Annotated in this window: 22 protein-coding genes and 3 pseudogenes; 11 read left to right on the forward strand and 14 right to left on the reverse strand. The window is 40.8% G+C overall.

The window, feature by feature from the left end:
• The first annotated feature begins 473 nt into the window (after nt 1-473).
• Entirely contained in the window at nt 474-1259 is a 786-nt protein-coding gene (locus CV014_RS04065; RefSeq protein WP_103139189.1) for an RNA polymerase sigma factor SigF, read from the forward strand.
• 172 nt (nt 1260-1431) lie between these two features.
• Nucleotides 1432-2175, forward strand: a complete 744-nt coding sequence (locus tag CV014_RS04070; RefSeq protein ID WP_236140839.1) for a DsbA family protein — start codon at nt 1432-1434, stop codon at nt 2173-2175.
• A 46-nt stretch (nt 2176-2221) separates the two neighbouring features.
• Here CV014_RS04070 and CV014_RS04075 read toward each other — a convergent pair whose 3' ends face one another.
• The 5 genes from CV014_RS04075 to petB form a co-directional block, all read right to left on the reverse strand.
• Complete coding sequence (locus CV014_RS04075; RefSeq protein ID WP_236140840.1) at nt 2222-2593, reverse strand: hypothetical protein; 372 nt, start codon at nt 2591-2593, stop codon at nt 2222-2224.
• 152 nt (nt 2594-2745) lie between these two features.
• On the reverse strand, nt 2746-3894 hold the full coding sequence (locus tag CV014_RS04080) for a glycosyltransferase family 4 protein (RefSeq protein WP_236140841.1): 1149 nt from the start codon (nt 3892-3894) through the stop codon (nt 2746-2748).
• Nucleotides 3895-4248: 354 nt separating this feature from the next.
• Nucleotides 4249-4710 carry an ATP-binding protein gene (locus CV014_RS04085; protein ID WP_236140842.1) on the reverse strand — a complete coding sequence of 154 codons (462 nt, stop codon included), beginning with the start codon at nt 4708-4710 and terminating at the stop codon, nt 4249-4251.
• A 251-nt stretch (nt 4711-4961) separates the two neighbouring features.
• Nucleotides 4962-5444 carry a cytochrome b6-f complex subunit IV gene (gene petD, locus CV014_RS04090; protein WP_103139184.1) on the reverse strand — a complete coding sequence of 161 codons (483 nt, stop codon included), beginning with the start codon at nt 5442-5444 and terminating at the stop codon, nt 4962-4964.
• Nucleotides 5445-5676: 232 nt separating this feature from the next.
• Nucleotides 5677-6324, reverse strand: coding sequence for a cytochrome b6 (gene petB / locus CV014_RS04095; protein WP_103139183.1), 648 nt, complete (start codon nt 6322-6324; stop codon nt 5677-5679).
• A gap of 368 nt (nt 6325-6692) precedes the next feature.
• Between petB and ctpA the strand changes: the two genes are divergently transcribed.
• Nucleotides 6693-7946 carry a carboxyl-terminal processing protease CtpA gene (ctpA, locus tag CV014_RS04100; RefSeq protein ID WP_236140843.1) on the forward strand — a complete coding sequence of 418 codons (1254 nt, stop codon included), beginning with the start codon at nt 6693-6695 and terminating at the stop codon, nt 7944-7946.
• Nucleotides 7947-8263: 317 nt separating this feature from the next.
• Here the strand turns inward: ctpA and CV014_RS04105 are convergent, their stop codons facing one another.
• The gene (locus CV014_RS04105) at nt 8264-8929 is read right to left on the reverse strand and encodes an MBL fold metallo-hydrolase (protein WP_236140844.1); all 666 of its coding nucleotides are present in this window, start codon (nt 8927-8929) and stop codon (nt 8264-8266) included.
• 139 nt (nt 8930-9068) lie between these two features.
• On the opposite strand from CV014_RS04105, the gene CV014_RS04110 reads away from it, so the two are divergent.
• Nucleotides 9069-10553 (forward strand): site-2 protease family protein, encoded by a 1485-nt coding sequence (locus tag CV014_RS04110; RefSeq protein ID WP_236140845.1) that lies wholly within the window; start codon nt 9069-9071, stop codon nt 10551-10553.
• 192 nt (nt 10554-10745) lie between these two features.
• Here the strand turns inward: CV014_RS04110 and CV014_RS04115 are convergent, their stop codons facing one another.
• Together CV014_RS04115 and CV014_RS04120 are read right to left on the reverse strand one after the other, a co-directional pair.
• The gene (locus CV014_RS04115; protein WP_236140846.1) at nt 10746-11306 is read right to left on the reverse strand and encodes a phycobiliprotein lyase; all 561 of its coding nucleotides are present in this window, start codon (nt 11304-11306) and stop codon (nt 10746-10748) included.
• Nucleotides 11307-11379: 73 nt separating this feature from the next.
• The gene (locus CV014_RS04120) at nt 11380-12060 is read right to left on the reverse strand and encodes a HEAT repeat domain-containing protein (protein ID WP_236140847.1); all 681 of its coding nucleotides are present in this window, start codon (nt 12058-12060) and stop codon (nt 11380-11382) included.
• Between the two features lie 379 nt (nt 12061-12439).
• Here CV014_RS04120 and CV014_RS04125 point away from each other — a divergent pair, with 379 nt between their 5' ends.
• Nucleotides 12440-13699 (forward strand): RNA-guided endonuclease InsQ/TnpB family protein, encoded by a 1260-nt coding sequence (locus CV014_RS04125; protein WP_236140848.1) that lies wholly within the window; start codon nt 12440-12442, stop codon nt 13697-13699.
• Between the two features lie 149 nt (nt 13700-13848).
• Entirely contained in the window at nt 13849-14364 is a 516-nt protein-coding gene (locus tag CV014_RS04130) for a YciE/YciF ferroxidase family protein (protein ID WP_236140849.1), read from the forward strand.
• 66 nt (nt 14365-14430) lie between these two features.
• Here CV014_RS04130 and CV014_RS04135 read toward each other — a convergent pair whose 3' ends face one another.
• Nucleotides 14431-14646, reverse strand: coding sequence for a hypothetical protein (locus CV014_RS04135; protein ID WP_236140850.1), 216 nt, complete (start codon nt 14644-14646; stop codon nt 14431-14433).
• 966 nt (nt 14647-15612) lie between these two features.
• Here CV014_RS04135 and CV014_RS04140 point away from each other — a divergent pair.
• Together CV014_RS04140 and CV014_RS04145 are read left to right on the forward strand one after the other, a co-directional pair.
• On the forward strand, nt 15613-15996 hold the full coding sequence (locus CV014_RS04140) for a hypothetical protein (RefSeq protein WP_236140851.1): 384 nt from the start codon (nt 15613-15615) through the stop codon (nt 15994-15996).
• Between the two features lie 114 nt (nt 15997-16110).
• A pseudogene (locus CV014_RS04145) lies at nt 16111-17506 on the forward strand (hypothetical protein).
• 234 nt (nt 17507-17740) lie between these two features.
• Here the strand turns inward: CV014_RS04145 and CV014_RS04150 are convergent.
• Together CV014_RS04150 and acsF are read right to left on the reverse strand one after the other, a co-directional pair.
• Nucleotides 17741-19153, reverse strand: coding sequence for a collagen-like protein (locus tag CV014_RS04150; RefSeq protein ID WP_236140852.1), 1413 nt, complete (start codon nt 19151-19153; stop codon nt 17741-17743).
• Between the two features lie 120 nt (nt 19154-19273).
• Nucleotides 19274-20350 carry a magnesium-protoporphyrin IX monomethyl ester (oxidative) cyclase gene (acsF, locus tag CV014_RS04155; RefSeq protein WP_236140853.1) on the reverse strand — a complete coding sequence of 359 codons (1077 nt, stop codon included), beginning with the start codon at nt 20348-20350 and terminating at the stop codon, nt 19274-19276.
• Between the two features lie 814 nt (nt 20351-21164).
• Here acsF and CV014_RS04160 point away from each other — a divergent pair.
• Entirely contained in the window at nt 21165-21680 is a 516-nt protein-coding gene (locus CV014_RS04160) for a TM2 domain-containing protein (protein WP_442946881.1), read from the forward strand.
• 230 nt (nt 21681-21910) lie between these two features.
• Here CV014_RS04160 and CV014_RS04165 read toward each other — a convergent pair whose 3' ends face one another.
• From CV014_RS04165 to CV014_RS04175, 3 genes are all read right to left on the reverse strand, one after another.
• Nucleotides 21911-22375 (reverse strand): DUF2996 domain-containing protein, encoded by a 465-nt coding sequence (locus tag CV014_RS04165; protein WP_236140854.1) that lies wholly within the window; start codon nt 22373-22375, stop codon nt 21911-21913.
• A gap of 251 nt (nt 22376-22626) precedes the next feature.
• Nucleotides 22627-23895, reverse strand: a complete 1269-nt coding sequence (gene lepB / locus CV014_RS30320) for a signal peptidase I (protein ID WP_329608323.1) — start codon at nt 23893-23895, stop codon at nt 22627-22629.
• Nucleotides 23896-24006: 111 nt separating this feature from the next.
• On the reverse strand, nt 24007-24624 hold the full coding sequence (locus CV014_RS04175) for a TetR/AcrR family transcriptional regulator (protein ID WP_236140855.1): 618 nt from the start codon (nt 24622-24624) through the stop codon (nt 24007-24009).
• A 384-nt stretch (nt 24625-25008) separates the two neighbouring features.
• Between CV014_RS04175 and CV014_RS04180 the strand changes: the two are divergent.
• Nucleotides 25009-26204 (forward strand): annotated as a pseudogene (locus CV014_RS04180) (ABC exporter membrane fusion protein).
• An 83-nt stretch (nt 26205-26287) separates the two neighbouring features.
• Nucleotides 26288-26606: pseudogene (locus CV014_RS04185) on the forward strand (ABC transporter); the annotation flags it as partial.

Raw genomic sequence — 26606 nt, forward strand, 5'->3', positions numbered from 1 at the left:
AACTTCCTCATTATTCTTATTTTTAGCAAGATTTCTTGTTATTAGCTAGAGAGCAAATCATTAGTAATAGATTTTGTAGTTTTGTGATAAAAGTTCAAGTAATTGGCTAATTTAACTGGAGTATTAATCAAATTTATCTTTTGAGACTCAGTTTCAGTCTAGAAAGTTTTGGATTCTAACTTTAGACTTGCAGCTAGAGATTAATTAAGCATCTCTCAGGATAAATAGCTAGTTTTGTTGCGAAGAATAAACTTTATCTAAAGAGTATTTTCTATTAGAAAAACATAAGTAGCTGCCAGAAAACGGCAATAAAAATCATGCGTAGAAATACTGAATACGACAGATGTCCCGCCAATAAGTTCAGTAAAACGACGATGGCTTAATAAGTATCATCTGAGGAAAATAATTACAGATTTAAAGAGATACGCAACTCCATTTTGCCAAAAAAGGAGTTACAACAAAGGAACTTTTATATGGCTGCAAGTGAGTCCTCTATGCAAATTGATGGTATGGAGTTATTACACTTATACCACCAAAATCCTTCTATTAAACTTCGTAATCAACTGGTACAGTTACATACTGGATTAGTCAGAAAGATGGCTCATAAATTTAGTCATCAATGTAATGAACCTTATGAAGATTTAGAACAAATAGGTTATTTTGGTTTAATTAGGGCGATTGAGCGTTTTGATCCCAGCCAGGGATATGCTTTTAGTTCCTTTGCTGTTCCGTATATTCGCGGTGAAATGCTGCATTTCTTGCGCGATCGCAGTACCCTATTAAAAATCCCCCGTCGCTGGCAAGAATTATACAATGAAGGGCAGAAAGTCCGCAAAGAATTAGCAATCTCTTTAGGTCGTCCGCCCAAAGATACAGAAATTGCTAAAGAACTCAAAGTATCTGTGCAAGAATGGCAAGAAACTAAGTTAGCAGCCCAAAATCGGATGCCTTTGAGTTTAGATGCGACAGCAGTTCATTATGTTGATTGCCAAATCACCTTAGGTGAAGCACTTCCTTGTCCCCGTTCCACAGCTTTGCAACAGCAAAACGAAGAACGTCAACAATTGCAAGGGGCAATCAATATGCTAGACGACAAGCCCCGTCAAGCTGTGGAAATGGTATTCCTGAAAGAACTTTCTCGCAAGGATGCAGCTAAAAGTATTGGTACTAGCCCCATGACAGTTACCCGATACTTGCAAAAAGGCATTCAAGATTTAATTGTTTATTTGCAACCGCAAGCAGTCGCTACAGGTTCTTAAGAGTGCTGGCTTCGGAGTCCAGGAAGTAAAAAGAATAGCGTCTTTTGTGTGAGTACCTTTTTACAGTCTCAATCATCTGTTCTCCGCATCTCTTCATTAAGAATTACAAACTTGGTATTATTTCTAATTCTAGGGAATACTAGGGAAATGTTTATATCTCTAGTATTCTGCTATGCCTAAATTATTTGGTTATCTAAGCATCTATTTTGTAATTAGCTGGTTTTGTCTAGTTTTAGGGTGGTCATTTCCTGCACAAGCAGCTATTTATCCCAGCCCTCAACTAGAACAGCAAATTTTGGAAGTTCTCCGTAAACACCCAGAGGCAATTATTGAATCTGTCCAAGGATATCAACAACAGCAACAGCAGCAGGTTGATCAATCACGACAGGTGTTTTTACAGGATTTAAAAGTAAATCCACAAGCGATAATTGCTAATTCACCGACAACGGGAACAACCCCAGCAAAAACCGTATTGATAGAATTTTCGGACTTTCAATGCCCTTATTGTGCTGAGGCGCATCAAAAACTGCGGGATTTGTTATCTAAGCATCAACAGGATGTCACTTTAGTTTACAAACATTTTCCCTTACCTTCTCATCCTGAAGCTGTACCAGCAGCAAAAGCCGCTTGGGCAGCAAATCAACAAGGTAAGTTTTGGCAGTATCATGATCAGCTGTTCACCAATCAAAAACAACTAGGTGAGAGTTTATATATAGATGTCGCCAAAAAACTGAATCTAGATATGGATAAGTTTAACCGCGATCGCCTAGTTGCTGACGCTGATATCAAGCAGGATATACAACTAGCCAAAACATTGGGAATTCCTGGCACACCATTTTTTGTCATGAATGGTCAAAATTACTCTGGTGCAATCCAAGTATCAGAGATTGAGAGTCAATTAGCTACTGCTAATTAGAAGGGAGGGGATTTTAGCTTGACGTTCAATCTAAAATCCCAGACCATTAATCTTCTAATTGCTGAGAAGGTATTTCCACGGCTGAGACATCAATTGTCCCTTCCGGCGCAAAGCGTTGAAAATGTCCTTTGTTGACTGTCACTCCCTCTCCACAGTTAGGACATTGGGTTTGACTATTGTTTAAGCCAGCAAATTCATATCCACAAACAGGACATTGATCCGTTACTAGATTGCGTTCCAACCACCAACGCAAGCCAAAAAACGCCACCACAGGTGCAAGCAATAGTAATCCAAAGAGAATAACTAAAGAATTTACTAACCAACCCAAACCCAAAGAAGCCAGCAGCCAAGTAACTGCTAACACTGTTAGCAAAGGACGAAGATTCAAAAGATTCAGTTGAGAATTGTTAAGCCGCATTTTTAAATACTATCTATGCTCTTTATCTAGGATAACGAGTTTGGGGAGGAGTCAAAGGTCAATAGTCAATAGTCAATAGTCAATAGTCAATAGTTTTTTCCCTGCTACCTTGTCTCCTTTCTCCCAGTCCCCAATCCCCAATCCCCAGTCCTTCAAGATTCCAATAGCGATAAAAGTTGCCGTTGTAAAGCAGCTTGACCAAAATTAGCGATCGCTTGTTCTCTTAACCATTGTCCATGACAACGCTGATCTTCTCCTTGAAGAATTTCTATACAAGCTGCGGCTACGGCTTCGGGGTCGCGGTGAGGGACTTGCCAACCTACTTTTCCATCTTGGAGGGGGTCAGCAGACCCATCATTGTCACCGGATAATACTGGTATACCGCAAGCCATCGCTTCTAGATAAACTATGCCAAAACCTTCTTGTGAAGGCATGATGTAAGCATCGGCAAGGCGATAGTGTGCAATTAATTGTTCTGTAGGGACAAAACCAGCGAAAACTACGCGATCGCTGACTCCTAAATCTTGTGCCAATTGTGCTAATCTTGGCTGATCATCACCTCGACCAATAACTAAATATTTGACCTCTGGAAAAGCCTGCAATATTTTGGGTAGGGCGCGAATTGTTACGTCTACACCTTTGTAGATATCTCCTGACCACAATCGCGCTACGGTCATAATTACTTTGCTATCTGCTAGACCATACTTAATTAATAGTTCTGCTGACTTGACACCAGGGGTAAATTGATCACCATCAATAGCACAGGGTAACATTTTCACGTTGTGAGGCTCTATCCTATTAGCGGCACAGGCTTGATCACGACTATAGCGGCTAATAGTCCAAATGTCTTTTGCTACTGCTAAAGCCCGTTGTTCTCGTTTGGTGAGTGGGTGCCAGACTTCTTTACCATAGGTAAGGATGGTGTAAGGAATTCCTAATGGTTGACAGAGGGTTTGAATGAGTACGGCTAATCTGATATGACCACAAAAAACTCTTTGCGGGCGTTTTTGCAATAAATACTTGAATAATGCCCCAGCCATTGTGATTCTCCCCATTTGAGGGGATTTATTCTGGAAGTAATTAAATCTGAGGCGATCGCACTCAAACGGATTCAAACTATCAGGATTATCTCTCAATAAAAATACTTCGGCTTGATAACCTGCGTCTAAACCTAAATAAGCACGGAAAATGTCTTTGACGTAGGATTGGATTCCACCTTCTCGTGCAAAAATTTCTAGGAACACGAAAACATGGTTTGCTTGTTGATTGGTACTGTCACCCAAATTCAAGTTATTAGTCATTAGTTATTAGTTATTAGTCATTAGTCATTAGTCATTAGTCATTAGTCTTCACTCTCTTTTCACTTTACTGAGAAGTGTGAATTCTCACCAAGGAAGTAGTGATGACCTGAAAATCAACTTCAAAGCCATCATTATTAAAATGTATAAAATAATACTTTTATGCTAAAAATTAACTGGAAGAGATTCTGGCTATTCTCAGACATGGAAACAGCCATATATCAGTTCAAATATGAAGTAATTAACCGCCAATTATAACAGACTATCTTTCGGTTCAAATAAGTGAAATTGACTAGAAAATAATATATTATTTAATACATAAAGCAAATATACTGACCCTGTTAACTCACGGTCACTTTACCGTAAATTGCTGCCTGTTTCCAAAGGATCTTTGAGATACTTAAGTATGACTAGACAATTTCTCCCATCATCACTGCGTTCATAGACAACACTATCTGTCAGACGGCGCAGTAAAAACCAACCATAGCCCCCTACTTGTAAAGTACCTGGTGCTGGTTCTGCGATCGCGTCTGGATTAAAGGGTTTACCATAATCCCAAATTCTGATTTCTAATTTGTCAACCCATAGACTGACTGCAATCTCTATGGTTGTATCGGGCGGTAAAGTGTGATGGGCGTGACGAACTGCATTAGTAAAGCCCTCGGCTAAAGCCAAGTTGAGGCGATAAAGTTGAGTTTCTGACCAACCTAGTTGAAACAGATGTTTGAGACAAAAGTCCTCAAACCACTGTTGAACTTGGTTTAGGAGTTTGAGTTCGCTTTTTACTTTTAGATGGTCTTGCTGCATAGTGCCAAGCATTGACCGTGGCTCGAATTTAATACGTAGGAGAATATTCGTAGTCTAGAGTTCTTCAATCTATTTCAGGTTCTGAAATTATTCACTAAAATTGACGCTTGTAACTTGTTTTCAATAGTACATATACCAGAGAAATGAACGACTATTTTGTCGTAGTCACCTCAAGGGCGGCTTGTCATCAGACATCATAACTTTAGTTATGCACTATTGAAAACTACAAGCGTCAAAGAGTTTTGTTGCCTGACAGTTTCAGCTTAGAACAGTCCCAAGGTGAGGGATTTGTCTAAGGGTAACGCAGCACCAATACCTAACCAGAGAGTAACCAAAGTTCCAAACAAGAAAACTGTGGTTGCAACTGGACGGCGGAAGGGGTTTTGGAATTTGTTGACGCTCTCAATGAAGGGGATGAGAATCAGTCCCAGGGGTACAGCAGCCATTGCTAGCACTCCCAACAATTTGTTAGGAAGCGATCGCAAAATTTGGAATACAGGGTACAAGTACCACTCTGGTAAAATTTCCAGTGGTGTAGCGAAAGGATTAGCTGGTTCGCCTGTCATAGCAGGGTCTAATACAGCTAGAGCTACAATACAAGCGAATGAACCCATGATTACTACTGGGAATACATACAGTAGATCATTAGGCCAAGCAGGTTCACCATAATAGTTGTGACCCATGCCTTTGGCAAGTTTGGCTCTTAAATTAGGATCGCTCAGATCGGGTTTTTTTTGTATCGACATAGGAAGAATGCGCTCTCCTGCGAAAATTTCAGTTCAAGCTTTGAGGTTAAGCCATTTAGTCTCTAGACTAACTTTTTAGTAAACTAGCCTGTTTGTTGTGTTGTTGGGTAGCCTACCTCAAGTATGAATCACAAACACTTACCTTTAAGGAAACTTTAAATCACTAGTGAATTGATTATGTTGTTTTGCCAGTGGTGAGTGTTGTTGTCTATCGACTTTGTGGCTATTAGCATTACAAGGGGCCGGAAATACCTTGTTTACGGATCATCAAGAAGTGGAACAGCATGAAGACCGCAATTAACCAGGGCAATACAAAGGTATGTGCGCTGTAGTAGCGTGTCAAGGTTGCTTGACCAACACTAGAACCACCACGCAGCAAGTCGGAGATGAGTACGCCGACTACAGGGATTGCTTCTGGTACACCGCTAACAATTTTCACCGCCCAGTAACCAACTTGATCCCAAGGTAGGGAGTAGCCTGTAACGCCGAAGGAAACGGTGATCACAGCTAGAATGACACCGCTTACCCAGGTTAATTCGCGGGGCTTTTTGAAACCACCAGTCAGATACACCCGGAAGACGTGCAGAATCATCATCAGCACCATCATGCTGGCAGACCAGCGATGGATGGAACGAATGAGCCAACCGAAATTCACCTCATTCATGATGTACTGTACTGAGGAGTAAGCTTCGGCCACTGTTGGCTTGTAGTAGAACGTCATGGCAAAGCCTGTGGCGAACTGGATTAAGAAGCAAACCAGGGTAATGCCACCTAGACAGTAAAAGATGTTGACGTGGGGAGGGACGTACTTGCTGGTGACATCATCAGCGAGGGCCTGAATTTCCAGGCGTTCCTCAAACCAGTCGTAAACGTTGGCCATACAATCTCAAGTTCCTAAAAATCGGTTGCGGTTGATTCAATCTCCCAATTAGCAGTTTTGGGATTTTCTTTTAAGAGGATTTTGTTCGTTTACTTCTGCACTGCGAGAGTGCTAAAAGTTTAGAAACTTAACACTCTGTAAATATGGAATATATTGCGTTCCCTTTGCAAGCCAACATCCATAATGATGGTTACAAAGTAGATTTTATCTTTTGTTGAGGTGGTTATTTGCATAGTTCCTTTAACAACTTGATGAGAACAATGCACCACTTCTATAAAAAAAGTAACATAATCGAGAGATAGATTTCATCAACGAAGAGTCAACTGGGTAATTCTACTAGGCATTTTGGGTTGAGGTGAAATTTGAAGATGGGGTTCATGCACAAACAGTTTTTTCGGTTGGGATTTGCTTTTTTGGTGGCTTGTGGTTTGGTGTTCAGCACACTTATCCAACCAGCCGACGCATTGACGGAGGAACAGAAATTAGTTTCAGAAGTTTGGCGCATTGTCAATCATGCTTATTTGGATGATACGTTTAATCATCAAAACTGGTCAGCTGTGCGGCAGAAGGCTTTGGAAAAGCCTTTCAAAGACCAAAAAGCTGCTTATGTAGCCATTCAGAATATGCTCAAGTCTCTTGATGACCCTTTTACAAGGTTTTTAGATCCTGAGCAGTACCGGAGTTTGCAGGTCAATACTTCGGGAGAATTGACTGGAGTGGGCTTACAAATTGCCCTTAACCCCGAAACTGGCAGACTAGAGGTGGTATCCCCTATTGAGGGTTCACCAGCCGATAAGGCGGGAATTAGACCCCGCGATCGCATTCTCAAAATTGAAGGGACTTCCACAGACAATTTAGCTCTAGATGAAGCCGCCGCCAGAATGCGCGGCCCAATTGGTAGTTTGGTCACACTGTTAATTGAGCGAGAAGGCGATGGCGAGAGGGAAGTTAGAATTGTGCGCGATCGCATTGCTCTTAATCCCGTTGTGGCTGAATTACGCTCATCCCCTCAAGGTAAGTCTATCGGCTATTTACGCCTGACTCAATTCAACGCCAACGCTTCCACAGAGTTGGCGCACGCCATTACTAGTCTAGAAAAAAAAGGCGCAGATGCCTACATTTTAGATTTACGCAATAATCCCGGCGGTTTACTACAAGCAGGCATTGAAATTGCCCGATTGTGGTTAGATGCTGGCACTATCGTTTACACAGTCAACCGCCAAGGTATCCAAGGCAGTTTTGATGCCTTTGGCCCGGCCTTAACTAAAGATCCTCTAGCTATTTTAGTCAATCAGGGGACAGCCAGTGCTAGCGAAATTTTAGCCGGCGCACTGCAAGATAATCATCGTGCCACATTAGTAGGTGAAACTACCTTCGGCAAAGGTTTAATTCAATCTTTATTTGAACTTTCCGATGGTTCTGGTCTTGCCGTTACTATTGCCAAATATGAAACTCCTAATCATCGAGACATTAATAAATTAGGCATTAAACCAGATCAAGTCATATCCCAGCCGCCCATCAACCGCGATCAAATCGGCTCTCCAGTTGATTTGCAATATCAAGCAGCCGTGGAAATGTTGAGTAAAAATGCTGTGGTAGCGGGTGTAGAAGCTAGAGGATAGGGAATGGGGATTGGGGATTGGGGACTGGGGATTGGGGACTGGGGACTGGGGATTGGGGACTGGGGACTGGGGACTGGGGACTGGGGACTAGGAACAAGATGAAATTGATTTCCTAACCTCAGCATCAGCTAAACACCGCGCTACGGTTAACAGAACTCATTACTCAGCACTCATTACTCATTACTCATTACTCATTACTCAGCACTCATTACTCATTACTCATTACTCATTACTCATTACTCATTACTCATTACTCATTACTCATTACTCAGCACTCATTACTCATTACTCAGCACTCTCAATCCATACCCCACGCCCTAAAACACTGATAAATCAATTGCGGTTAAGCGTTGGTAGGCTTGGTCTATAATTCTTTGTCCCCGCAAGAAGCCGGTGTTAGCTCCAGGACAGATGTAGTGGAGTGTTTCTGGTGTAAAGATTTGTATAAGTTTTTGCAGGCTGTTAATTTGTCTTCGCCAATGAAAGGTTTTTGAGGTTTGAATTGGCACTGGTTCACCTTGCAGGTTAGGAACTAGGTGACGACCGGAAAACAGCACGCCTCCATAGTTGTTATAGTAGAGGCAAGATGAACCAGGGGAGTGTCCTGGTGTCCAAATTAATTGGGTTGTAGCATCTAAGGTTAGTTCTTGAGTAAAAGTAGTGACTGTTAATCCTGGTAGTAAATAGGCTTCTTGCTCTTGAATGATGACCTCACAACCAAAATGCTGCTGAATGTCTGAAGTTTTGCCAATAGCACCACGATGGGTAATACATAACCATTTCACACCACCGTGCGATCGCAAAAAATCTTGACTTACTTCGTCTAATGATGGGCAATCTATGAGGATATTCCCTTCATTTCCTACAATGAAATAAGATGTTCCCCCTAGTGTGTCCCGATTTGGTGGAAAAGCAAAAATATTGTCTAGGACAAACCTTGGGGATTTAGTTGTAGGGCTTGATGGTTGAGGTACGGGGGACATGAGCAAATGTGGGGAGTAGGGACTAAGTTAAATTCAACAGGTAAAAAGCTGAGACAATAAAAGTTCTTTCTTTTTACTTTTGTACTTTTACTGTTGCCTTCTGTTAGCAGGCTGTTTTTTCTCAATTAATGAAAAGCAAATGACATTTTGGTTTCTCTTCCTACTGGGATTAGCTACTTATCTCATGGTGCAGCGTAGTGTCGTCAATATCACCCGCACACCAATTTGGTTGTTATGGTTGGTATTAATGACACCTGCATTATTATTAAGTGGTTGGACTTTGGTGTATGGGGTCAAACAACCTCCACCACCATCACTGATTATCTGGCCGGCAATCATCTGCCTTTTGTTATACTGGCTGTTGTTTCAGTGGGGACGGCAACCACCAAGGGATCAACAAACCCAAACCACAACCCAAACCCCAGAATCACAATCGGCTATCCATCCTACCGCAGAACAAGCACCTGTGCGTCCCATTGAACCTACGGAAGAAACCCAACTCAGAAATTGCTTTCCCTGGTCTATTTACTACATTCAGAACATTGAGTATAGACCCCAAGCAATTATCTGTCGTGGTCAGTTGAGAACAACACCTATTCAAGCCTATCAGCAGATTAGAGCCAATATCGAAGCACAATTTGGCGATCGCTTTTTGATTATCTTTCAAGAAGGTTTTAACGGTAAGCCTTTCTTTGTGTTAGTTCCTAATACGCAAGCCGCAAGAGCCGGAAGCACTAACAAGCAAGAACAATTAACCAGACCTGGATTAGCACTTTTGCTCGTTTTAGCCACTTTAGTCACTACCTCATGGGTGGGTCTGACCATTGCTGACATTAATCCTAAAACTCTATCATCAAACCCACTGCTTTTTTTACAAGGATTACCCTATGCCTTAGCCTTGATGACTATTTTGGGTATCCACGAATTAGGACATTATTTAACTGCTAGATTCTACAAAATTCGCTCTACACTGCCTTACTTTATACCGATGCCCTTTTTCTTGGGAACTTTTGGGGCATTTATTCAAATGAAAAGTCCTATTCCCAACCGCAAAGCTTTATTTGATGTCAGTATTGCTGGGCCACTGGCGGGTTTTATTGCGACATTGCCTTTAGTGATTTGGGGTTTGGCACACTCAGATATTGTCCCTTTGAATGACAAAACCAGTATTTTGAACCCCGATGCACTCAACCCAAAATACTCTATTCTTATAGCAATACTCGCTAAAATCGCTCTAGGTGGTGCATTAACTGCAAAATCGGCTATTGATTTACATCCTGTAGCAGTGGCGGGTTTTCTAGGGTTAATCGTCACAGCTTTGAATTTAATGCCTGTGGGACAGCTAGATGGCGGACATATTGTCCATGCGATGTTCGGACAACGCACAGCCATGTTAATTGGTCAAATTGCCCGTTTGTTATTACTTATGCTGTCCTTAGTGCAACCAGAATTTTTTGTCTGGGCAATTATTCTTTTGTTTATACCGTTAATTGATGAACCTGCTTTAGATGATGTCACCGAACTAGATAACAAACGTGACATCCTCGGTTTAATGGCAATGGCTTTATTGGTGGTAATTATACTGCCCATGCCCCAGGCGATCGCCAATTTATTAGGAATTTAGCAGCACAAAGGGATGCAGTAGAATGGTGTCAATATTTGTAGTTGAAATGGACAGGGGGCAGGGAGAAAGAGGGTTTTAGCTGATTAGCAAATAGGTTCATTCGATATTTCCTCCCCCTGCCTCCCTTGCCTCCCCTGCTCACCTAAGCGATTGTATACTTTTTAGCTGGAAGTACCTAAAATCCTCTGTCTCCTAATTTGCTGACTTAGCCACTTCCGAAGTTGTCTTCGCAGGCGCACCACCACCCATACGAATCTCAGAAGTGAAGGCAGCCATACTAAATCCACTAGCATCCTTAAAAACACTAACTCGCATCCGTAAATTGGGACTAGCAAACCACAAACGTTCTTCTGACTGGACTTTTGTGGATTCTGTTGTTATAGTCAACGCCTCATCAGTGCCAATTTTATACCTGCCGATAGTTAGTTCTTGTTGAGCATTTCCCTTTGCTTGCAGTAATCTGCCTTCATGGGGATTATCTTCATCTGGCACAGAAACTAATAAAGTAGAGGCTGGTTTTTCTCTCTCCGATTTTATCGGGTCTTTCCAGGTGACTGTTGCTGCACAGACAGCTGCACTAGGGGAAATTTCATATTGTTGACAAAGTTTGATCACTTCTGGGTGATCAGCTGCTATTGTCTCAATAATCAGGTTGGATTTACCGTCTTCCGATGGCTTAACGTCTAAACTGTGACTGCTGCGATGGGAAAACCATTTTCCAGCACTCAACTCAAAAAATTCTTCAATATTCATAATTAAAATTACCCTGCATCAAAATACGAAAATCCCACTTCTTATTATTAAAAAGCAGCTGGGGGTTTTAATATTAAACTTGATTACCACTTTGCTCAAGTCTGTTCAGACCGATTCTTGCTGCTTCCGCAACGTTGGGATGACTATCTTTGGTTAAATATTTCAAAGCTGAGATACTTTTAGCAGTAGGCAGATGCCCTAAAGATTCTGCTAGCCGTTGTCTGATTAACCAATCATCAGATTGAGCAAAGCGCAGGAGATGATCTACTGAATCAACATCTTGGATTTCTCCCAAGGCTGAGATTGCTGCTTCTTGTAAAACCATTTCCGAACTATCTAAAGCTTGAATTAAGATGTCGCGCGCCCGTGGATCTTTGAGATTACCAAGGGAGACAGCCGCACTAAAGCGCACTAGCCAATCAGTATCTTCATAAAACGCCCTAGCTAGTGTTTCAAAAGCCCTGATATCACCTAAATAGCCCAAAGCCCCAGCCGCATCCGCACGCATCCCATAATCTGGGTCATTTTGCAGAATATCAATTAAAATTTCATAGCATTCAGTTGTTTGCTTGATACCCAGAGCAAAAATTGCCATCGATCGCAGCTGTAAAGATTCATCATCCAACACTTTTTTAATCAGAGGCACAGCATCTTCAGCAGGGACATCCCGCAAATTAGCTAAGGCTACCATGCGATCGCGCAAATTCGGACTTTCTAGCTGAGAAGAAATTTCCTGCAAGTGTGGAACAGTCATTGTAGTTTTCAGCGAATTCTTAATCTATCTTTACTTTACTTTACTCAAGCTCTCATGTGGGAATTGGGCATTGGGAATTGGGGAAAAGGTAGACAAGGTAGCCGGAGAGAAAAAACTAATGACTAATGACTAATGACTAATGACTATGGACTATTGACCAAAAGAATGGGATACAAGCCCCGTTCTTCTAGGACGGCTTTTTATTAATTTTCAACTTCCGAACTAATTCCCTAAGCACATCAGACTTTGTTCTTTTAGTTGATTGGCAATATTCCTCAAGATGCGACAACTCTTCTTCTGTTAGCCTGAAAAATACACTTTTATTCATTGATTTGTATGTCGTTATGATATACAATAATACCAGATGTCAGTAAATTAAATGAAAGCTAGATATCAATTCCGTTTCTACCCAACAGACCAACAGCAAAAGCTTTTAGCTCAGTTGTTTGGTTGTGTGCGCGTAGTTTGGAATGATGCGCTGACTATTTGCAAGCAGTCTGTTAGCGTACCACTCCGTGGAAGCAAGCTACGCGGAGCGTCTCGTAGAGAAGCGGGCGAGCTTACCTGCTCGACAAAGCTTCCTAGCAACAACGACTTACAAAAGTTGGTGATTACGCAAGCTAAAAAGACTAATGAACGCTCATGGTTGTCTGATGTTTCTAATATCCCGTTGCAGCAGTCTGTAGTTGATTTAGGAGTTGCTTACAAAAACTTTTTTGATTCACTCAATGGTAAACGAAAAGGTAAAAAAGTAGGTACACCTAAGTTTAAAAAGAAGATAGGGAGGCAATCAGCGCGATTCAGAATTGGTGGATTTTCAATCAAAGGGGATGAAATATACTTAGCCAGAATTGGTAATGTTAAACCTATCTGGTCAAGACAATTACCTTCTGCACCAAGTAGTGTAACTGTTATTAAAGATTGTGCTAACCGCTACTTTCTCAGCTTTGTTGTAGATGTCGAGCCTATTCAATCTGATGCCAAAAACCAAAGTATTGGTATTGATTTAGGAATCAAGACTTTTGCAGTTATGAGCAATGAAGAGAAAGCAATAAGCCTAGATTACTCACAGCAAGACCGCAAAATTCGTAAACTACAACGCAAGTTAGCGAGGCAACAGAAAGGTTCTAAACGTCGTGAACGTACTCGTATAAAGATTGCTAAACAACACAACGAAATTGCAGATACCCGTAAAGATTTCCTGCACAAACTATCTACCAAAATAGTTAGCGAGAACCAAACTATTGTTTTGGAAGATTTGAATGTGTCAGGGATGGTCAAGAATCGTAAGCTAGCAAGAGTAATTAGCTTGCAGGGTTGGAGAGAATTTCGGGTGTTTTGTGAGGCTAAGTCTGAAAAACTTAATAGAGATTTCAGGGTAATTAATAGATGGGAACCTACCAGCCAGATTTGTTCTTGCTGTGGGTATCGTTGGGGTAAACTCGATTTAAAAGTTCGGACAGTTCAGTGTTTGAATTGTGGCACTGAACACGACCGAGATGAGAATGCAGCAAAAAACATAAACAAAGTCGGGATAGGGCATTGCCACGACTCTAAACGGGCGCAGAGGCAGAGTAAGACTACTTCGGTAGCATCAGTCAGTGAAGCGTCAAGAATCACCTCGCCTTCAGGCAGGTGAGTATGTCAATAATCCTGTATCTGACTTAGCAAAGATAATTAACAGTCAGTTGTTCCTCTAGGATGACGAGAACAAGGAGTTGATTGGCGAATGTAGGTGGAAGAAACACACACCTAATACCTTGGTGTTCACATCCCAGGAGAAAACCTATGGTTCAACTAACAGAACGTCCTGTCTCCAGAATCACCAACTTACAAGAAAAATTCGTTTACGAAATTTGTGCTATGTACGACGCTGAACAACGCTTTTGGGAAGCACAACAGATGATGTTGCAGTGTTGTCAAAATGGTCAGTTAAAGTCTTTGATTGAGACTCACATTCGGGAAACAGAACAACAAATTCAAAATCTAGAACAGGTGTTCAATACTTTGGGACAACAACCTAAGCGGATCACCTGTGATGCGGCTGCGGGTTTAGTCAGTGATGGTCAAAAATTCATGCTGCTAGCTGCGGAAAATCAGAAAATTCTCACGTTAGGACTAGCCGGATCTCAAGCCAAGGTAGAACAACTAGAAATTGCTTGCTACCGTGGTTTGATTCAAGTAGCTGAACAGATAGGAAAACAAGATGCTGTGAAATTACTACAGCAAAACTTGCAGCAGGAAGAACAAACCGCGAAAAAACTAGAACAGCATATGCCACATTTACTTAAGGAGTGTAAGTAGTCAACTGAGCTAAATTTCTATGTCTCAGTGTGAATTTTGAGAACCCATAGCTAAAAGAAAGCGAGGTTAAGACGACCTCGCTTGCGTTTTATTGTTAGTATCACGATGAGATTGGGAATGAGTGCGATTTGCTTGAGCTTCTAGCCATCCATCTAGACAATACTCCGCCCAACAAAAGCAATATTCATTCCAGCAAAAATCACATAATCTCTCACCAGAGAAGGAATCGCCGCCATTTCTCTGTGTGGGACAGTAACGAGGGCATGGGAAGTAATTAGTCATTGCTTCCTCTATCAGAAAATTACTACACTAGTCGTCAATTTTCTCAGATCCCGAAAAAATTACCAATCTAAGTTGTGTGAGTATATGGATTGATTACCTATTTTTTTGGTGTTAGCCTACTATCATCGGCAATTCAAAGGGAAAACCGATGTATATAGTAAATTTTATTTTTGCTTGATTACCGAATTATTTCACTTGCATAAATGTAATATTTTTAACTAAAACTTTAAGTTTATGATAGTCACCGTATCAATACAAGGTGATTAATTCAGTATTATTACATATAAACTCTTTTCAATAACTTCATCAATTGCAGTAAAGATAGTGAATTTAGATGAAAATTTCACTATCTTATTTTTCTAAATTCAGTAATGACAAATCTATTTTAAGTAGTTAGACTTTACTTCATAAAGAGATTACCGAAAGGTAAAGAGCTGAAGTTGTAAGACACCAAATTTTTAAATAGGTTTAGAGTTCAGTATTCCACTTAAACTAACCGTAGAGTTCCCCTACGGTTTTTTATTGTCAATTTATCTAGGCTAAAACAGAAAATAGGAAGTTTGACAAAATTACCCTGCTGCTGTCACTTTCATCCTCTTATTTACTAAAATTGATAAATTTTCAATTTAAGGAATCTTGCGATCATTGATGAATATCCGTAAACTTTCGGAAAGCAGATTTACTTATTCTCTTCACTTTGAAAATTTTATCGTCGATTTTTGAGATTTTTCTGAGTAAATATCATTGCTTCTATGAGATTTCCACATTAATTATGTAAGCATCTTACGTGAGTAATTAAGTAAATTTCATAATTCTCAGTTAAAGCCTGTTTTTTTTACTTGATAAAAATACTAATTATTTATGTTGAAGATTGTATCTTTATGTAAAGATTTTCCAGTGGTTTTACCACAGCTAAAACAACACTTTATGAATAAAAATAAAGTATGAGTTTACAAAATATTAATTATGAGATTAACAAAACTCGGTGGTCTTGTTGCTCTTATTTCACTAACATTTAGTAGTGTGGCATTGGCTGAAACTACAAAAAATAGTTTTTATCTTCAAGTAGGATCTAATAGGAATGGTGATCCTATTGTTTTGGATTTATCATCTGTGCAAGGAACTGAGTACACTCTGTTAGAACAACAGGGTAATAGTATAATCAGAAGAACATTAAGAGCAGCTTGTGGTCAAGGTAAGTTATTTTCTAAAAAATTGGCTATCTACGCGTCTAATGGTAATTTGACTAGAGTTGATAGAACAGAACAAGAAATCTTTCCCAAACCCAGGAGTGCTGATGCTAACTCTATGGAAATTGTTTGTCGAGTAGCAACAAATAGGACAAAATAGTTACTCTTGAGGCATCTGATTTTTTATTTACAAAAGAAATAGATGATGATCTTTTCAGAAACATTTGCAACGTTTTAACAGTCTGGAAATTGCAAATTCTGCAAAAATTCTGCAATGTATTCTGCTAACCAGGGAATTCCCGGACTACCTGATTTAACACATCCCACAGAACTAATTCAAATTGGTTCTCAATTACTGCCAGCTTTTTTATTTTTAGTATTTTTAATCATAGCTTTGGGAGTAGCGATCGCACTTATCAGTTTTGCGTTACGCGCCCATCCTTTAGACCAAAAATGGTCGTTGGGGAATGGACTATTCATTACTCTAAGCTGTTATGGGGTTTGCAACATTTAACTCTAGTTTTGATATTGTTAGTTGCAGGGTTTTTTCTGTGTTCCACTTTGAGCAATCGTTATCACCATTGGGAACAGGCTAAGGTTGCTCAAGTTGCTCAAAGTGTAGCTGGAGATAAACTAGAGCAAATAGTCCCCCAAGTGCGCTATGTGACACAAGAGCCATTTACCTATACAACGCAGGTAGATGGCAAAATAGTTAAAGTCAACGACAAAAGAGAAGTGAACCGTTTACTTTCCCTTGCTGGTTCACAAGTCCAAGTGAAGTTAGATCAAAGCACAGATGTTCAAAACCGCAGTGCCGTTTATCGTGTAGATTACAGTGCGGAATATAAAGTAGTTAACCGCCTCAATAATATTGAGAAGTTCTTTTTTGAAGCACAGCCACCCATTGGCTATTCCCTACTTTCTAACTATAAAGTAGAGCGCGATCGCACCCGACTAGAAGCTGTCGAACCAGGAAACTATAGTTTTGCTTTCCAGTTACCACCAGGGGAAGAGGCCAGCTTTCGTGTTACTTATCAAGCACAAGGGGGCCACGTTGGGTTTATAACGCCACCGGACAGTTACTTTCTAACTTCCGTTTGACAGCAACAGCTAACTTTGCTGGTGCTGATTTTGCTAGTGGGATTATCCCCAGCGAAACTAAAGCTGATGGTCGTAGCACTCAGTTTACTTGGATATTCGACGATAATGTGTCCGTAAAAAATCCCTTTGGTGTCTTCACCAACACTGACCCCATCCGTCAAACCGGAATTCTTCCCAGGCTGTTGTTACTAGCACCAGCTTTATTTTTATGGTGGATATTGCTGCTCTATTTGTCTATCCCCATGAGTTTGAGAAATGTGGCGATCGCTGCTAGTATTTTCTTTGCTTGTCTGTTGACTTTAACCTATCTCAGCCGCTTCATGAATCCTGTATTCGCTTGGACTATGCTTTCCGCGATATTACTGATGTTATCTTGGGGTTTAGGTTATAGTCGCAGTGCTTCTCTCGCTGCCATTATCTGTACTATCACAGGTGCAATCTTACCAGTATTGGGTTTACTAGTTCCCTTTAGCGGTCTAACTTTAAGCATCGCGGGTTTATTATCCGTAATTTGGTTAGCAGTGCGCCACTGGTACGGCTGGTATAAATTACAGCCCAATGATCAATAAAAGCAATTCGCAATGGACTAACGTCCCGCTACGCTAACGCAATTCGCAATGGACTAACGTCCCGCTTCGCTAACGCAATTCATTCAGCCACCCACAAGGGGTGGGGTTTTTACCTACCTTCTCTACGAGAGGCTACGCCAATGGAAAACTTGGATTTTTGGATGCAAGTCCGGTTTTGAACTTATCTTTTTCCGATAAAATTCCCTAATCCCCAATCCCCAATCCCCAATATATTTACCTTTGATTTTTAAGTGGTTTACGAATAGCACTTTGCCAAGTAATTGTTTGCTTGGCTGAACGTTCTCCCAGGGAACGAGTTGCGACAACTTCAATATCTACGTTGACACCAGGGCGTAAATTTTCCCGTTTGATGTTCAATTTACCCAAAGCTAGGGTAAAGCGGTTGTAGTCACGGGTGACGAGGTTAGCAGGAATTTCACCTTCATACTGGGTTTGATAGTCGCCAAATCCAGCGTTATTGTCTTTAATCCGAAATTTCACCCGAAATTGAGTGTTAATTACATCAGACTTAGCCGCTAAATCTACTATTTTTAAATTCAAGTTTTCCCCTGCATCAGCAAATTCTGCTACGGCTAATCTGGTGACATCTTTTCTGGGGATGAGATGGTTAACTGTAAATTTAGTAGAGTTAGCCTCATTACTGCTGCTACCTGCAACCCATAAATCATCAGGAAATTCAACTTCTACTTGTTTGTTATCGTTGAGACTAACTTTAACTTTTTCATTGCCAAAGTTGCTGATAGGTTGTCTTTCTTGCCAAACTAATTGAAAAACAGTTTCTAAGCGTTCCTCAAATTCCCGATATTCATCAGCAATTATCGAACCAGGTGCTAAAAGAGATGCTGCACCTTGATGAAGTTTCCACTTGTGTTTGGAGAGGTTAATTTGTTTACCACCAAGTTCAGATATTGGTAGGGTAACACTGGGGGTTTCTTCAGGTAAGGTTTGTTGGCTTTTAACGATACTCAAAACGCCTAACTTGCCTGTTTTCCCATCACTACCATCACTACCACTGTAACCATCTCTACCACTCTGACATCTGTAGGTTTTCTTTGTACATTTATAATCAGGAGTTCCAGGTTTTCCTGTGCAGGTTTCTCTCTCCCAACTACTCCTGCGACATCGACAACCAGCTACACCACGACCACCACGACCCCCACGTCCAGGATCTCCAGGGTTAGCACGTACAAGAATTTTCTGTAAATCTGCTAAATTTGTGTAGTAAACGGTGAGATTTCCGCCATTTCCACCGTCTCCTCCCCTGCCACCATTTCCACCATTCGCACCATCTGGGGCTTTGATATCGTTGTTGGGGTTGCGTTCAGAGTGGCGACATTTAGGACGAGAACCACTTCCCCCATCTTCCCCGTCTTCCCCATCTTGACCTGATAGGTCAAAATTGACAGATGAACCATCAGCTACAAAAGTTTTATTTTCACCGTCACGGCCATTTCTACCATGTCGCCCACTCGCACCACTATAACTACCTTGGTTAGTGTAGAGATCATCATCGTATCGCTCATTAGCTGTGGCGGCACAGAAAACTGAGCTAGAAGCAGGTAACAAACCGCTAAATAAAAAGAAGATTAAAATTAGCGGTAGCTTACTCCTCAATAACTTGTTCATTACCGAAAATCTCAGGATTTTGACTGAAAAGACACTTTTTACCTCTTCTAAAAACAAAAAATAACCCCAGTTTTTCGGAAAAAACGGGGTTATTTTTTGTGGAGTTAAGATTTCGATAAATTAACGTGCTGCACCTTGAGCAGAAGCAGCGTCAATAGGCTTCATCAAGTACAGCTTGAGTAACTGCCAACCACTGGAGATGAGGATTGGTAGTTTTTGGAAGACTTGCAAGAATTTAGGAGTATTAGAGTTAGCGATCGCACTCAGTTTTTCGTTATTCTTGACACAGATGTCCAAACGCTCGTAAAACTCTGGACTATCTACATCGAGAATTACGGGGAAAACCCTACCTGCTGTTTCGTTGGTTTGCTTAATGACATAAATGTCATATTCCCGCGCATCTAAACCAATAGAAGCGTAGAAATCTTGACGCTGAATGTCATTGAGATACATTGTGACAAATACAGACAACAGGAAGAAGCGACTCCACAGTTTCGCTTTCCAGTCGTTCAGCATTTGTGGCTGAGATTTCATGATGGCATCAAAGAAATCACCGTGGCGGTTTTCATCCTGACACCAGTTTTCAAAGAACCGGAAAATAGGATAAATCCGGTCTTCTGGATGTGCTTCTAAATGACGATAAATGGTGATGTAACGCCAGTAACCAATCTTCTCAGATAGATAGGTGGCGTAGAAAATAAATTTTGGTTTAAAGAAGGTGTAATTGCGGCTCTTAGTTAAAAACCCTAAGTCCAAAGACAGGTTAAAGTCCGACATTGCCTTGTTCAAAAAGCCAGCATGACGAGCTTCATCCCGTGACATCAGGTTAAAGCATTCTGCTAAAACTGGGCTTTTATCTTTGAGACGGCGACCGAGTTCTTTGTAGAGCAAAAAGCCGGAGAATTCTGCTGTACAAGACCGTTCTAGAAATTCCACGAATAAGCGGCGAGTGTCCCCGTCAATGTGATCCCAGGATTGTTCAAACTCGGCATCCCGTACAAAGTGATGACGGTTATAGTCAGCACGGAATTCTTCGAGAATGGCTCTCAACTCGTCTTCATTGACAGAGATGTCCATCCGTGCCATCTCATCAAAATCGGTGGTGTAAAACCGAGGTGTTAACAGAGTTTCCTTTGCCGGGACTTTAATCCCTGGCCGCATTTCTTCAAAGCCTGGCTTCTTTAGGGAATCTACCATGTCCTAATTGCAATGAGTGTTTTTATTATCTTGACTACAACCTGGAGAACTAAAGCAGATGCTCTCACAAGGCACAACAGCCGACAATAATGAGTTTGTATAAATCTCAGTCTACCAAGATGTAGAGGTAAACTGGTAGGCAAAACGTTAAGAGTTGCAACAATAGTTCAAGATTTACCGAATTTAGTAACCAATATGGGGCATTGGAAATAGGGTATTGGGACTAGGACTGAGGGAATAGGGCATTGGGAATAGGGCAGAGGGAGCAGAGGAGAAAAAAATAATGACTATTGACTATTGGTTAAAATTTTGAGAAAAGCTATAAAAGCGATATGGCAAGCTAATGAGTGATCATTTTAACAAGCTGCAACTGGGCTGGGAGCGATTACAAAAAGCTGATAGTGATTCAGAATTATTGGGTTACGCCCTAGTTAGTTTTCATGGCGCGCTAGAAGATTATTTTCGTGACTGGTTGGCAAATAACAATTCTCTTGATTTGGCACAACGGGACAGGGTGAAGAACCCCCAACAAGTGCAATGGAAAGAGTTGGTTGACTTAATGCAACAGTATGGTGGCTTGAGTGCAGATGATTCTCACCGCATTCTCCAAGCTAACAAATTGCGTCAAGAAGTAGCTCACGGTAGTCGGTTTCAAGGTTCGCGCGCTGATGTAGAAGCCTACGGACAATTTGTACAACAAATGATAAATCGCCCTGGTTTTGCAACACCTCCTGTATCTCATGGTTACGCACCATCAAATACACGCCAGGGTGATTCGGAAATATCGAAAGTAATTAATACATTAACCACTGAGATTAATAATATAGATCGCCAGATTAACCCCACTGGTAATAATCGGTTGCCGATTTCTTATATCTTGTGTGGTTTGGGGTTTATCTTTCCCGTAGGAGGCTTACACCGTATCTATAACGGTAAGTTTGGTACTGGCTTGCTGTGGTTGTGTACGTTTGGATTATTTTATGTCGGACAGTTTGTAGATTTGCTTCTCATCCCTGGAATGGTAGATGAATACAAACGTAACCTGCGTAGTCAGTCTGGTGTTTCTGCCTTTGGTGTACCACTGAACCCGCCAGTAGTTGCAACCCAAGTTCATGTTCCAAAGGGTAATGATTTGATGATTAGACTAATTGAGGTGGCAGAAAGTAGGGGTGGTAGCTTAACTGTAACGCAAGGTGTCAAAGCTACAGGTGCTAGCTTTGCAGAAGTCGAAACCGCTTTGAAAGAAATGTTTAAATCTGGTTATGTGAAAATAGATAACGACCCGATTTCTGGAGCCGTTACCTACTACTTCCATGAATTGGATCAATAGTCAATAGTCAATAGTCAACAGTCAATAGTCAACATTAAAAAGACGGTTCCGGTGAAACTTGTTTCACGAGTCTTGTATTAAAGAGTGACTAGAGACTGGAAACTCTTGACTAGGTACTAGGTTTTTACTCAGCACTTAGCACGGGCTAAACGCCGCGCTATCGCTAACATAACTCAGCACTCAGCACCGGCTAAACGCCGCGCTACCGCTAACAGCACTGAATCACTGACTTAATTTCTACCTAGCCATTTTTGACCGTTCAGACGATAAACTAACCGAGATACCAACATATCTAGGGTAATTTTGCGCTCATCAATTAAGAATGACTCAAGAGTGCTGGGCTTTTTGCCTTCGTTGCAAGAAAAGCCTTTTTTACCTTGGATATCTTCGTCAGGGAAGTATACGTTAAACTGACGCTGGCCGTTTTGCCAACTACCAACAACTTGCCAGCATTCTTCAGCTGATTGTAATCCAGCAACGGGGAGCTTTTGCTTTTTAAAAGCTAATTGTAAATCTTTTACCCCTTCGGCTGCGATCGCTTTTTGCAATGCCGGTAAGTATTCTTGCTCCATGAACTCGACAAAGGGTTTGTCTTCTACTGCTGGAGCTTTTTCTTTCTTGGCTGCGGCGGGTTTAGCGGCGGCGGGTTTTTCTGTTGCTTCTCCCGCCTGATTTTGATTGGTTTCGTCTGCCATTGCTTAGATCAATCCTTTATCTAGCTTTTCGAGCGTCGCTCACCTTTGTGTAGTAAGTTATTTTCATTTTGACATAGGAGAGATCAGGTAAGAAGGAAAAATCTAGAAAGTGAAAGTACAAGAAACTGCTGACTTTATAGATAATTATCAATCCTTAAGAGTTAAAATTCTAATGTCGTGTCTGTATCCTGATACTGTGTTTTTAACATTTATCTATTATAAAAACATTAAATTAATCTCTTAGAGTAATTTTATATATTTGATATTCCTAAACATTGTTGGATATTTAATTGCTTAAAAATCACTGACATTTGTTCTTGTATCATGTTTTTATTTTCTGAGACAGGAAGACTATTTAAAATCGATGAACTTCGATCATAAAAAATCTTAGCCTGAGAACAATCATTAGAATATACATGAGCGATCGCTAGACTCCATAAAGCCATGTATTCACTGATTTGGTCTTGGTTTTTTTGTGCTAATGGTAATACCTGCTGCCCGTACTCGATAGCTAAATTAGGCTCTAATTTGGCAAAAGCGGCAAGCGACATATAAGCTAAGGCTTGAGTTTCTGCGCCTGATATCTTATGCTGACGAGCGACCTTTAAAAGTTGTTGAGCATAATTCATTGCTTGTTCATTCTTAATACCCAGCATAATATTATACATAGAAAGATGCCTTAAGGCTGTAATTTCGCCAGTCATATCTTGATTTTTACGCGCATTAGCTAACTGCTTTTGAAAAAAGGCAATTCCATCATTTAAGTTATTAGGAGGTATAATAAACCCTACATTTTTCAGGAATAATTCTTCTAAATAATGCTGCTGTTGATGGCGATTTTTATCTAAATTAATCTGGGTTGATAGCGGCCAAACTCTTCTCACTGCTTGACCAATAATATTTTTTCTGGGAACCAAACCCCAACAGCGACTATCATAACTATTTTGACGATTATCACCTAATACTAAATATGAGTTAGGTGGTAGAGTTTGAGATTTAGACAAAAAAGGTGGTTGTTCACCTGATGCACAAACATCAATATTTGTTACTTGTTTAGAATCAATATAACTTTCTGGAAGCAACTTATTGTTAATATATACTTTACCTTTTCTCAGTTCTACTTTTTCTCCAGGTAGAGCAATAACGCGCTTGATAAATGGGTCTGTATAACCTTCTTTTGTTAAGTTATCATTAGGTTTAAAGATAATAATATCGCCTCTTTTGGGGAGTCCATTATCATAAACCGTCTTATCAATTAATACAAAATCTGCTTGCCATTGCTGTGGACTACCTTGTAAGGTATTTGCCATTGAAGCTGCTGGAATCCATCTGATTTCAAATATTTCTCTTAATGTTTTAATGTTACTGCCATCAACAGATGCAATATTCTCTGTCGCTAGAGCTTCTGGATGAATTTGCTGCAATAATTTTTTTGATTGAACTGGCAAGATTTCAGCTTTTGTCAGAGAAACAGCAGTCAGAATACTCAGACAAGTCAGCAGCGTCTTATTAATCCACATAGGTGATTTTTATATAAATTTTATGGATTATCGGCTGTTTTATAGTGTGACTTTCAGCATCATTACATTTCTTAATATAATTATGTTAATTATTTTCCTATTGCTTATTTCCTATTCAGCACAGTTGATAATTAAATGGGTCAAGGCATCAATCAAGCGATCGCTCTCCATTGGCATAATATCTTTACCGTGCATAATCTCTTGCGTCATTACAAAATGCACTAATGAGCCAATCAAAATTCTGGCGGTGGCTTCCGGGTCGGGAATATTGAGTTCAGAACGGGAAGCAAGATATTTACTAATAGCTTCTATAGCTGGTTTGGCAATACTACCAATAAACACCTGTGCTAACTCTGGAAAGCGTGCCGACTCTCCCATCAACAAACGCTCAAATGATTGGTACTCAAGGTCATTGACCATTTGATTTAAAGCAGTTTTAGCGAGTCGTCGCAGCACTATGTAAGGTTCTCCCTGTAAAGGCTGTGTACCCAAAATTGAATGAAACCGTTTTATCGCCAATTTCTCAATTAAGGCTCTAAACAGTCCCTCTTTATCCTGAAAGTGACTGTAAACCGTGGCTTTAGAAACTCCCGCCGCCTCTGCAACTTTATCCATACTCGTAGCCGCATAGCCATGCGCCAAAAATTCCTGCATCGCTCCTTGCAGAATTTTTTCAATCTTTTCGGTAGAATTTGAGCGTTCTGTATCCCCAGTTTTTGGGCGTGCCATATCTGATTCCATCCTTTGGAGTGGCGTAGCGACTTTATAAAAAAGGCATCGCTTGACTAAACTAGTCAGTTTAGTATAATCATATTATAAGACTAAACCGTTTAGTTTTGTATATCTCAGTTCAGATATTAAACCAGCATTAAGCATATAAGAGTATCTGTATTAGTTATCAGGACGGATTGGGGACTGGGGATTGGGTGGACAAGGTAGACAAGGTAGACAAGGTGGGATTGATTTCCTAACTTAGCACCAGTTAAACGCCGCGCTACCGCTAACACAACTCATTACTCATTACTCATTACTCATTACTCAGCACTCAGCACTCAGCACTCACCACTCACCACTTTCAATTCAGCACTCAAATTGCTACAAAGGTATGCGATTGTGCATAATTCAAAGCTAGACCGCTCATTTTCTCCTCAACCGATTTTAAGGCGAGCCATTTTTTTAGCTATTTTTGTATCTTTTACATCCATAGGAATCAGTGTTTTTACAGCATTTAGAATCAGGGAAGCATCTATTCAGAAGGTACAAGCACCAACAACATTATTCACAGAGCTAAAAACAATAACCGCTTTAGGACGAATTGAACCCAAGGGGAATGTTATTCAACTTTCGGCGACTACATCCAGTGAAGGCAGTCGGGTAGAGCAATTATTGGTAAAAGAGGGAGACAGGGTAAAAGCTGGACAAGTAGTTGCAATTTTAGACAGCCGGGACAAGTTAGAAGCTGCATTAAAAGCAGCAAAAGAAAGGTGAAAGTTGTACAAGCTAATCTAGACCGCACTAAAGCCGGAGCGAAAAAAGGAGAAGTTACAGCCCAACAAGCCATCATAGCTCGTCTGCAAGTAGAAGCTCAAGGTGACATAGCTGCTCAGACGGCTACGGTAGCAAGATTACAAGCCGAAGTGCAGAACGCTCAAATAGAAAATCAACGTTATCAAACACTGTATCAACAAGGAGCAATTTCTGCTTCTCAAAGTGATAGCCAACGTTTGCGCCTAGAAACTGCCCAAAAGAACCTGCAAGAAGCTCAAGCACAGCTACAACGCCTGCAAATGAGTAGCCAGCAAAAAATACAAGAAGCTCAAGCTAACTTAGCGCAAATCACCGAAGTTCGGAGTGTAGACGTAGTAGCAGCAGTAGCCGAAATCAATAGTGCTTTAGCAGCGATGAATCAAGCCCAAGTTAATCTTAACCAAGCTTACGTGCGATCGCCCCAAGATGGACAAGTATTAGCAATTCACACCCAACCTGGGGAAATAGTTTCCAGTAGTGGGATTGCTGAAATTGGACAGACTAGTCAAATGTACGTCATCGCCGAAGTTTACGAAAGCGACATCAGCAAAGTCAAAGTTGGTCAGTCAGTGCGAGTCATTGGTGATTATCTACCCACAGAAATGCAAGGTATTGTTGAGCGCAAAGGCCTACAAATCAAGCGGCAAAACGTCGTCAACACAGACCCCACAAGCAACATTGACAACCGAGTTGTAGAAGTCAAAATCCGCCTCAACACCACCTCTAGTCAACAAGCTGCTGATTTAACCAATATGCAAGTTAAAGCAGTAATCGAGTTGTGAGAAGGCAAAAGGTAAAAGGTGAAATATCTTTCCTCTACATCCCTAAACTCACTCCCAATCCCCAGTACCCAGTCCCCAACATTATGTTTCAACAACTACGACGGCGGACACCTTTAGGTTGGCTGCAATTAAGTCATGAGAAAAGTCGGCTGTTAGTAGCATTATCAGGTATTGCTTTTGCGGACTTACTGATGTTTATGCAGCTGGGATTTCAAGCCGCTTTGTATGACAGTAACACTCAGCTACATCGCAACTTACAAGCAGATATTATTGTCATCGGTTCACAAACTCGCAACCTGCAACGCATTTCTACCTTTTCTCGACGGCGACTATATCAAGCACTAGATGTTCCAGGGGTAAAGTCAGCAGAGGCTATGTATGTGAGTAACATGGTGTGGAAAA

The organism is Nostoc sp. CMAA1605, assembly GCF_021596505.1.
Lineage (GTDB): Bacteria > Cyanobacteriota > Cyanobacteriia > Cyanobacteriales > Nostocaceae > Trichormus.

Coding starts and splice junctions, on each gene's coding strand:
- petD (WP_103139184.1), bottom strand. CDS start 5,444: ATGTCGATACAAAAAAAACCCGATCTGAGCGATCCTAATTTAAGAGCC.
- CV014_RS04105 (WP_236140844.1), bottom strand. CDS start 8,929: ATGTCCCCCGTACCTCAACCATCAAGCCCTACAACTAAATCCCCAAGG.
- CV014_RS04085 (WP_236140842.1), bottom strand. CDS start 4,710: ATGCTTGGCACTATGCAGCAAGACCATCTAAAAGTAAAAAGCGAACTC.
- CV014_RS04080 (WP_236140841.1), bottom strand. CDS start 3,894: ATGACTAATAACTTGAATTTGGGTGACAGTACCAATCAACAAGCAAAC.
- CV014_RS04110 (WP_236140845.1), top strand. CDS start 9,069: ATGACATTTTGGTTTCTCTTCCTACTGGGATTAGCTACTTATCTCATG.
- CV014_RS04165 (WP_236140854.1), bottom strand. CDS start 22,375: ATGGCAGACGAAACCAATCAAAATCAGGCGGGAGAAGCAACAGAAAAA.
- CV014_RS04115 (WP_236140846.1), bottom strand. CDS start 11,306: ATGAATATTGAAGAATTTTTTGAGTTGAGTGCTGGAAAATGGTTTTCC.
- CV014_RS04130 (WP_236140849.1), top strand. CDS start 13,849: ATGGTTCAACTAACAGAACGTCCTGTCTCCAGAATCACCAACTTACAA.
- CV014_RS04175 (WP_236140855.1), bottom strand. CDS start 24,624: ATGGCACGCCCAAAAACTGGGGATACAGAACGCTCAAATTCTACCGAA.
- petB (WP_103139183.1), bottom strand. CDS start 6,324: ATGGCCAACGTTTACGACTGGTTTGAGGAACGCCTGGAAATTCAGGCC.
- CV014_RS04140 (WP_236140851.1), top strand. CDS start 15,613: ATGAGATTAACAAAACTCGGTGGTCTTGTTGCTCTTATTTCACTAACA.
- CV014_RS04120 (WP_236140847.1), bottom strand. CDS start 12,060: ATGACTGTTCCACACTTGCAGGAAATTTCTTCTCAGCTAGAAAGTCCG.
- CV014_RS04065 (WP_103139189.1), top strand. CDS start 474: ATGGCTGCAAGTGAGTCCTCTATGCAAATTGATGGTATGGAGTTATTA.
- CV014_RS04070 (WP_236140839.1), top strand. CDS start 1,432: ATGCCTAAATTATTTGGTTATCTAAGCATCTATTTTGTAATTAGCTGG.
- CV014_RS04135 (WP_236140850.1), bottom strand. CDS start 14,646: ATGACTAATTACTTCCCATGCCCTCGTTACTGTCCCACACAGAGAAAT.
- lepB (WP_329608323.1), bottom strand. CDS start 23,895: ATGTGGATTAATAAGACGCTGCTGACTTGTCTGAGTATTCTGACTGCT.
- acsF (WP_236140853.1), bottom strand. CDS start 20,350: ATGGTAGATTCCCTAAAGAAGCCAGGCTTTGAAGAAATGCGGCCAGGG.
- CV014_RS04125 (WP_236140848.1), top strand. CDS start 12,440: ATGAAAGCTAGATATCAATTCCGTTTCTACCCAACAGACCAACAGCAA.
- CV014_RS04075 (WP_236140840.1), bottom strand. CDS start 2,593: ATGCGGCTTAACAATTCTCAACTGAATCTTTTGAATCTTCGTCCTTTG.
- CV014_RS04150 (WP_236140852.1), bottom strand. CDS start 19,153: ATGAACAAGTTATTGAGGAGTAAGCTACCGCTAATTTTAATCTTCTTT.
- ctpA (WP_236140843.1), top strand. CDS start 6,693: ATGGGGTTCATGCACAAACAGTTTTTTCGGTTGGGATTTGCTTTTTTG.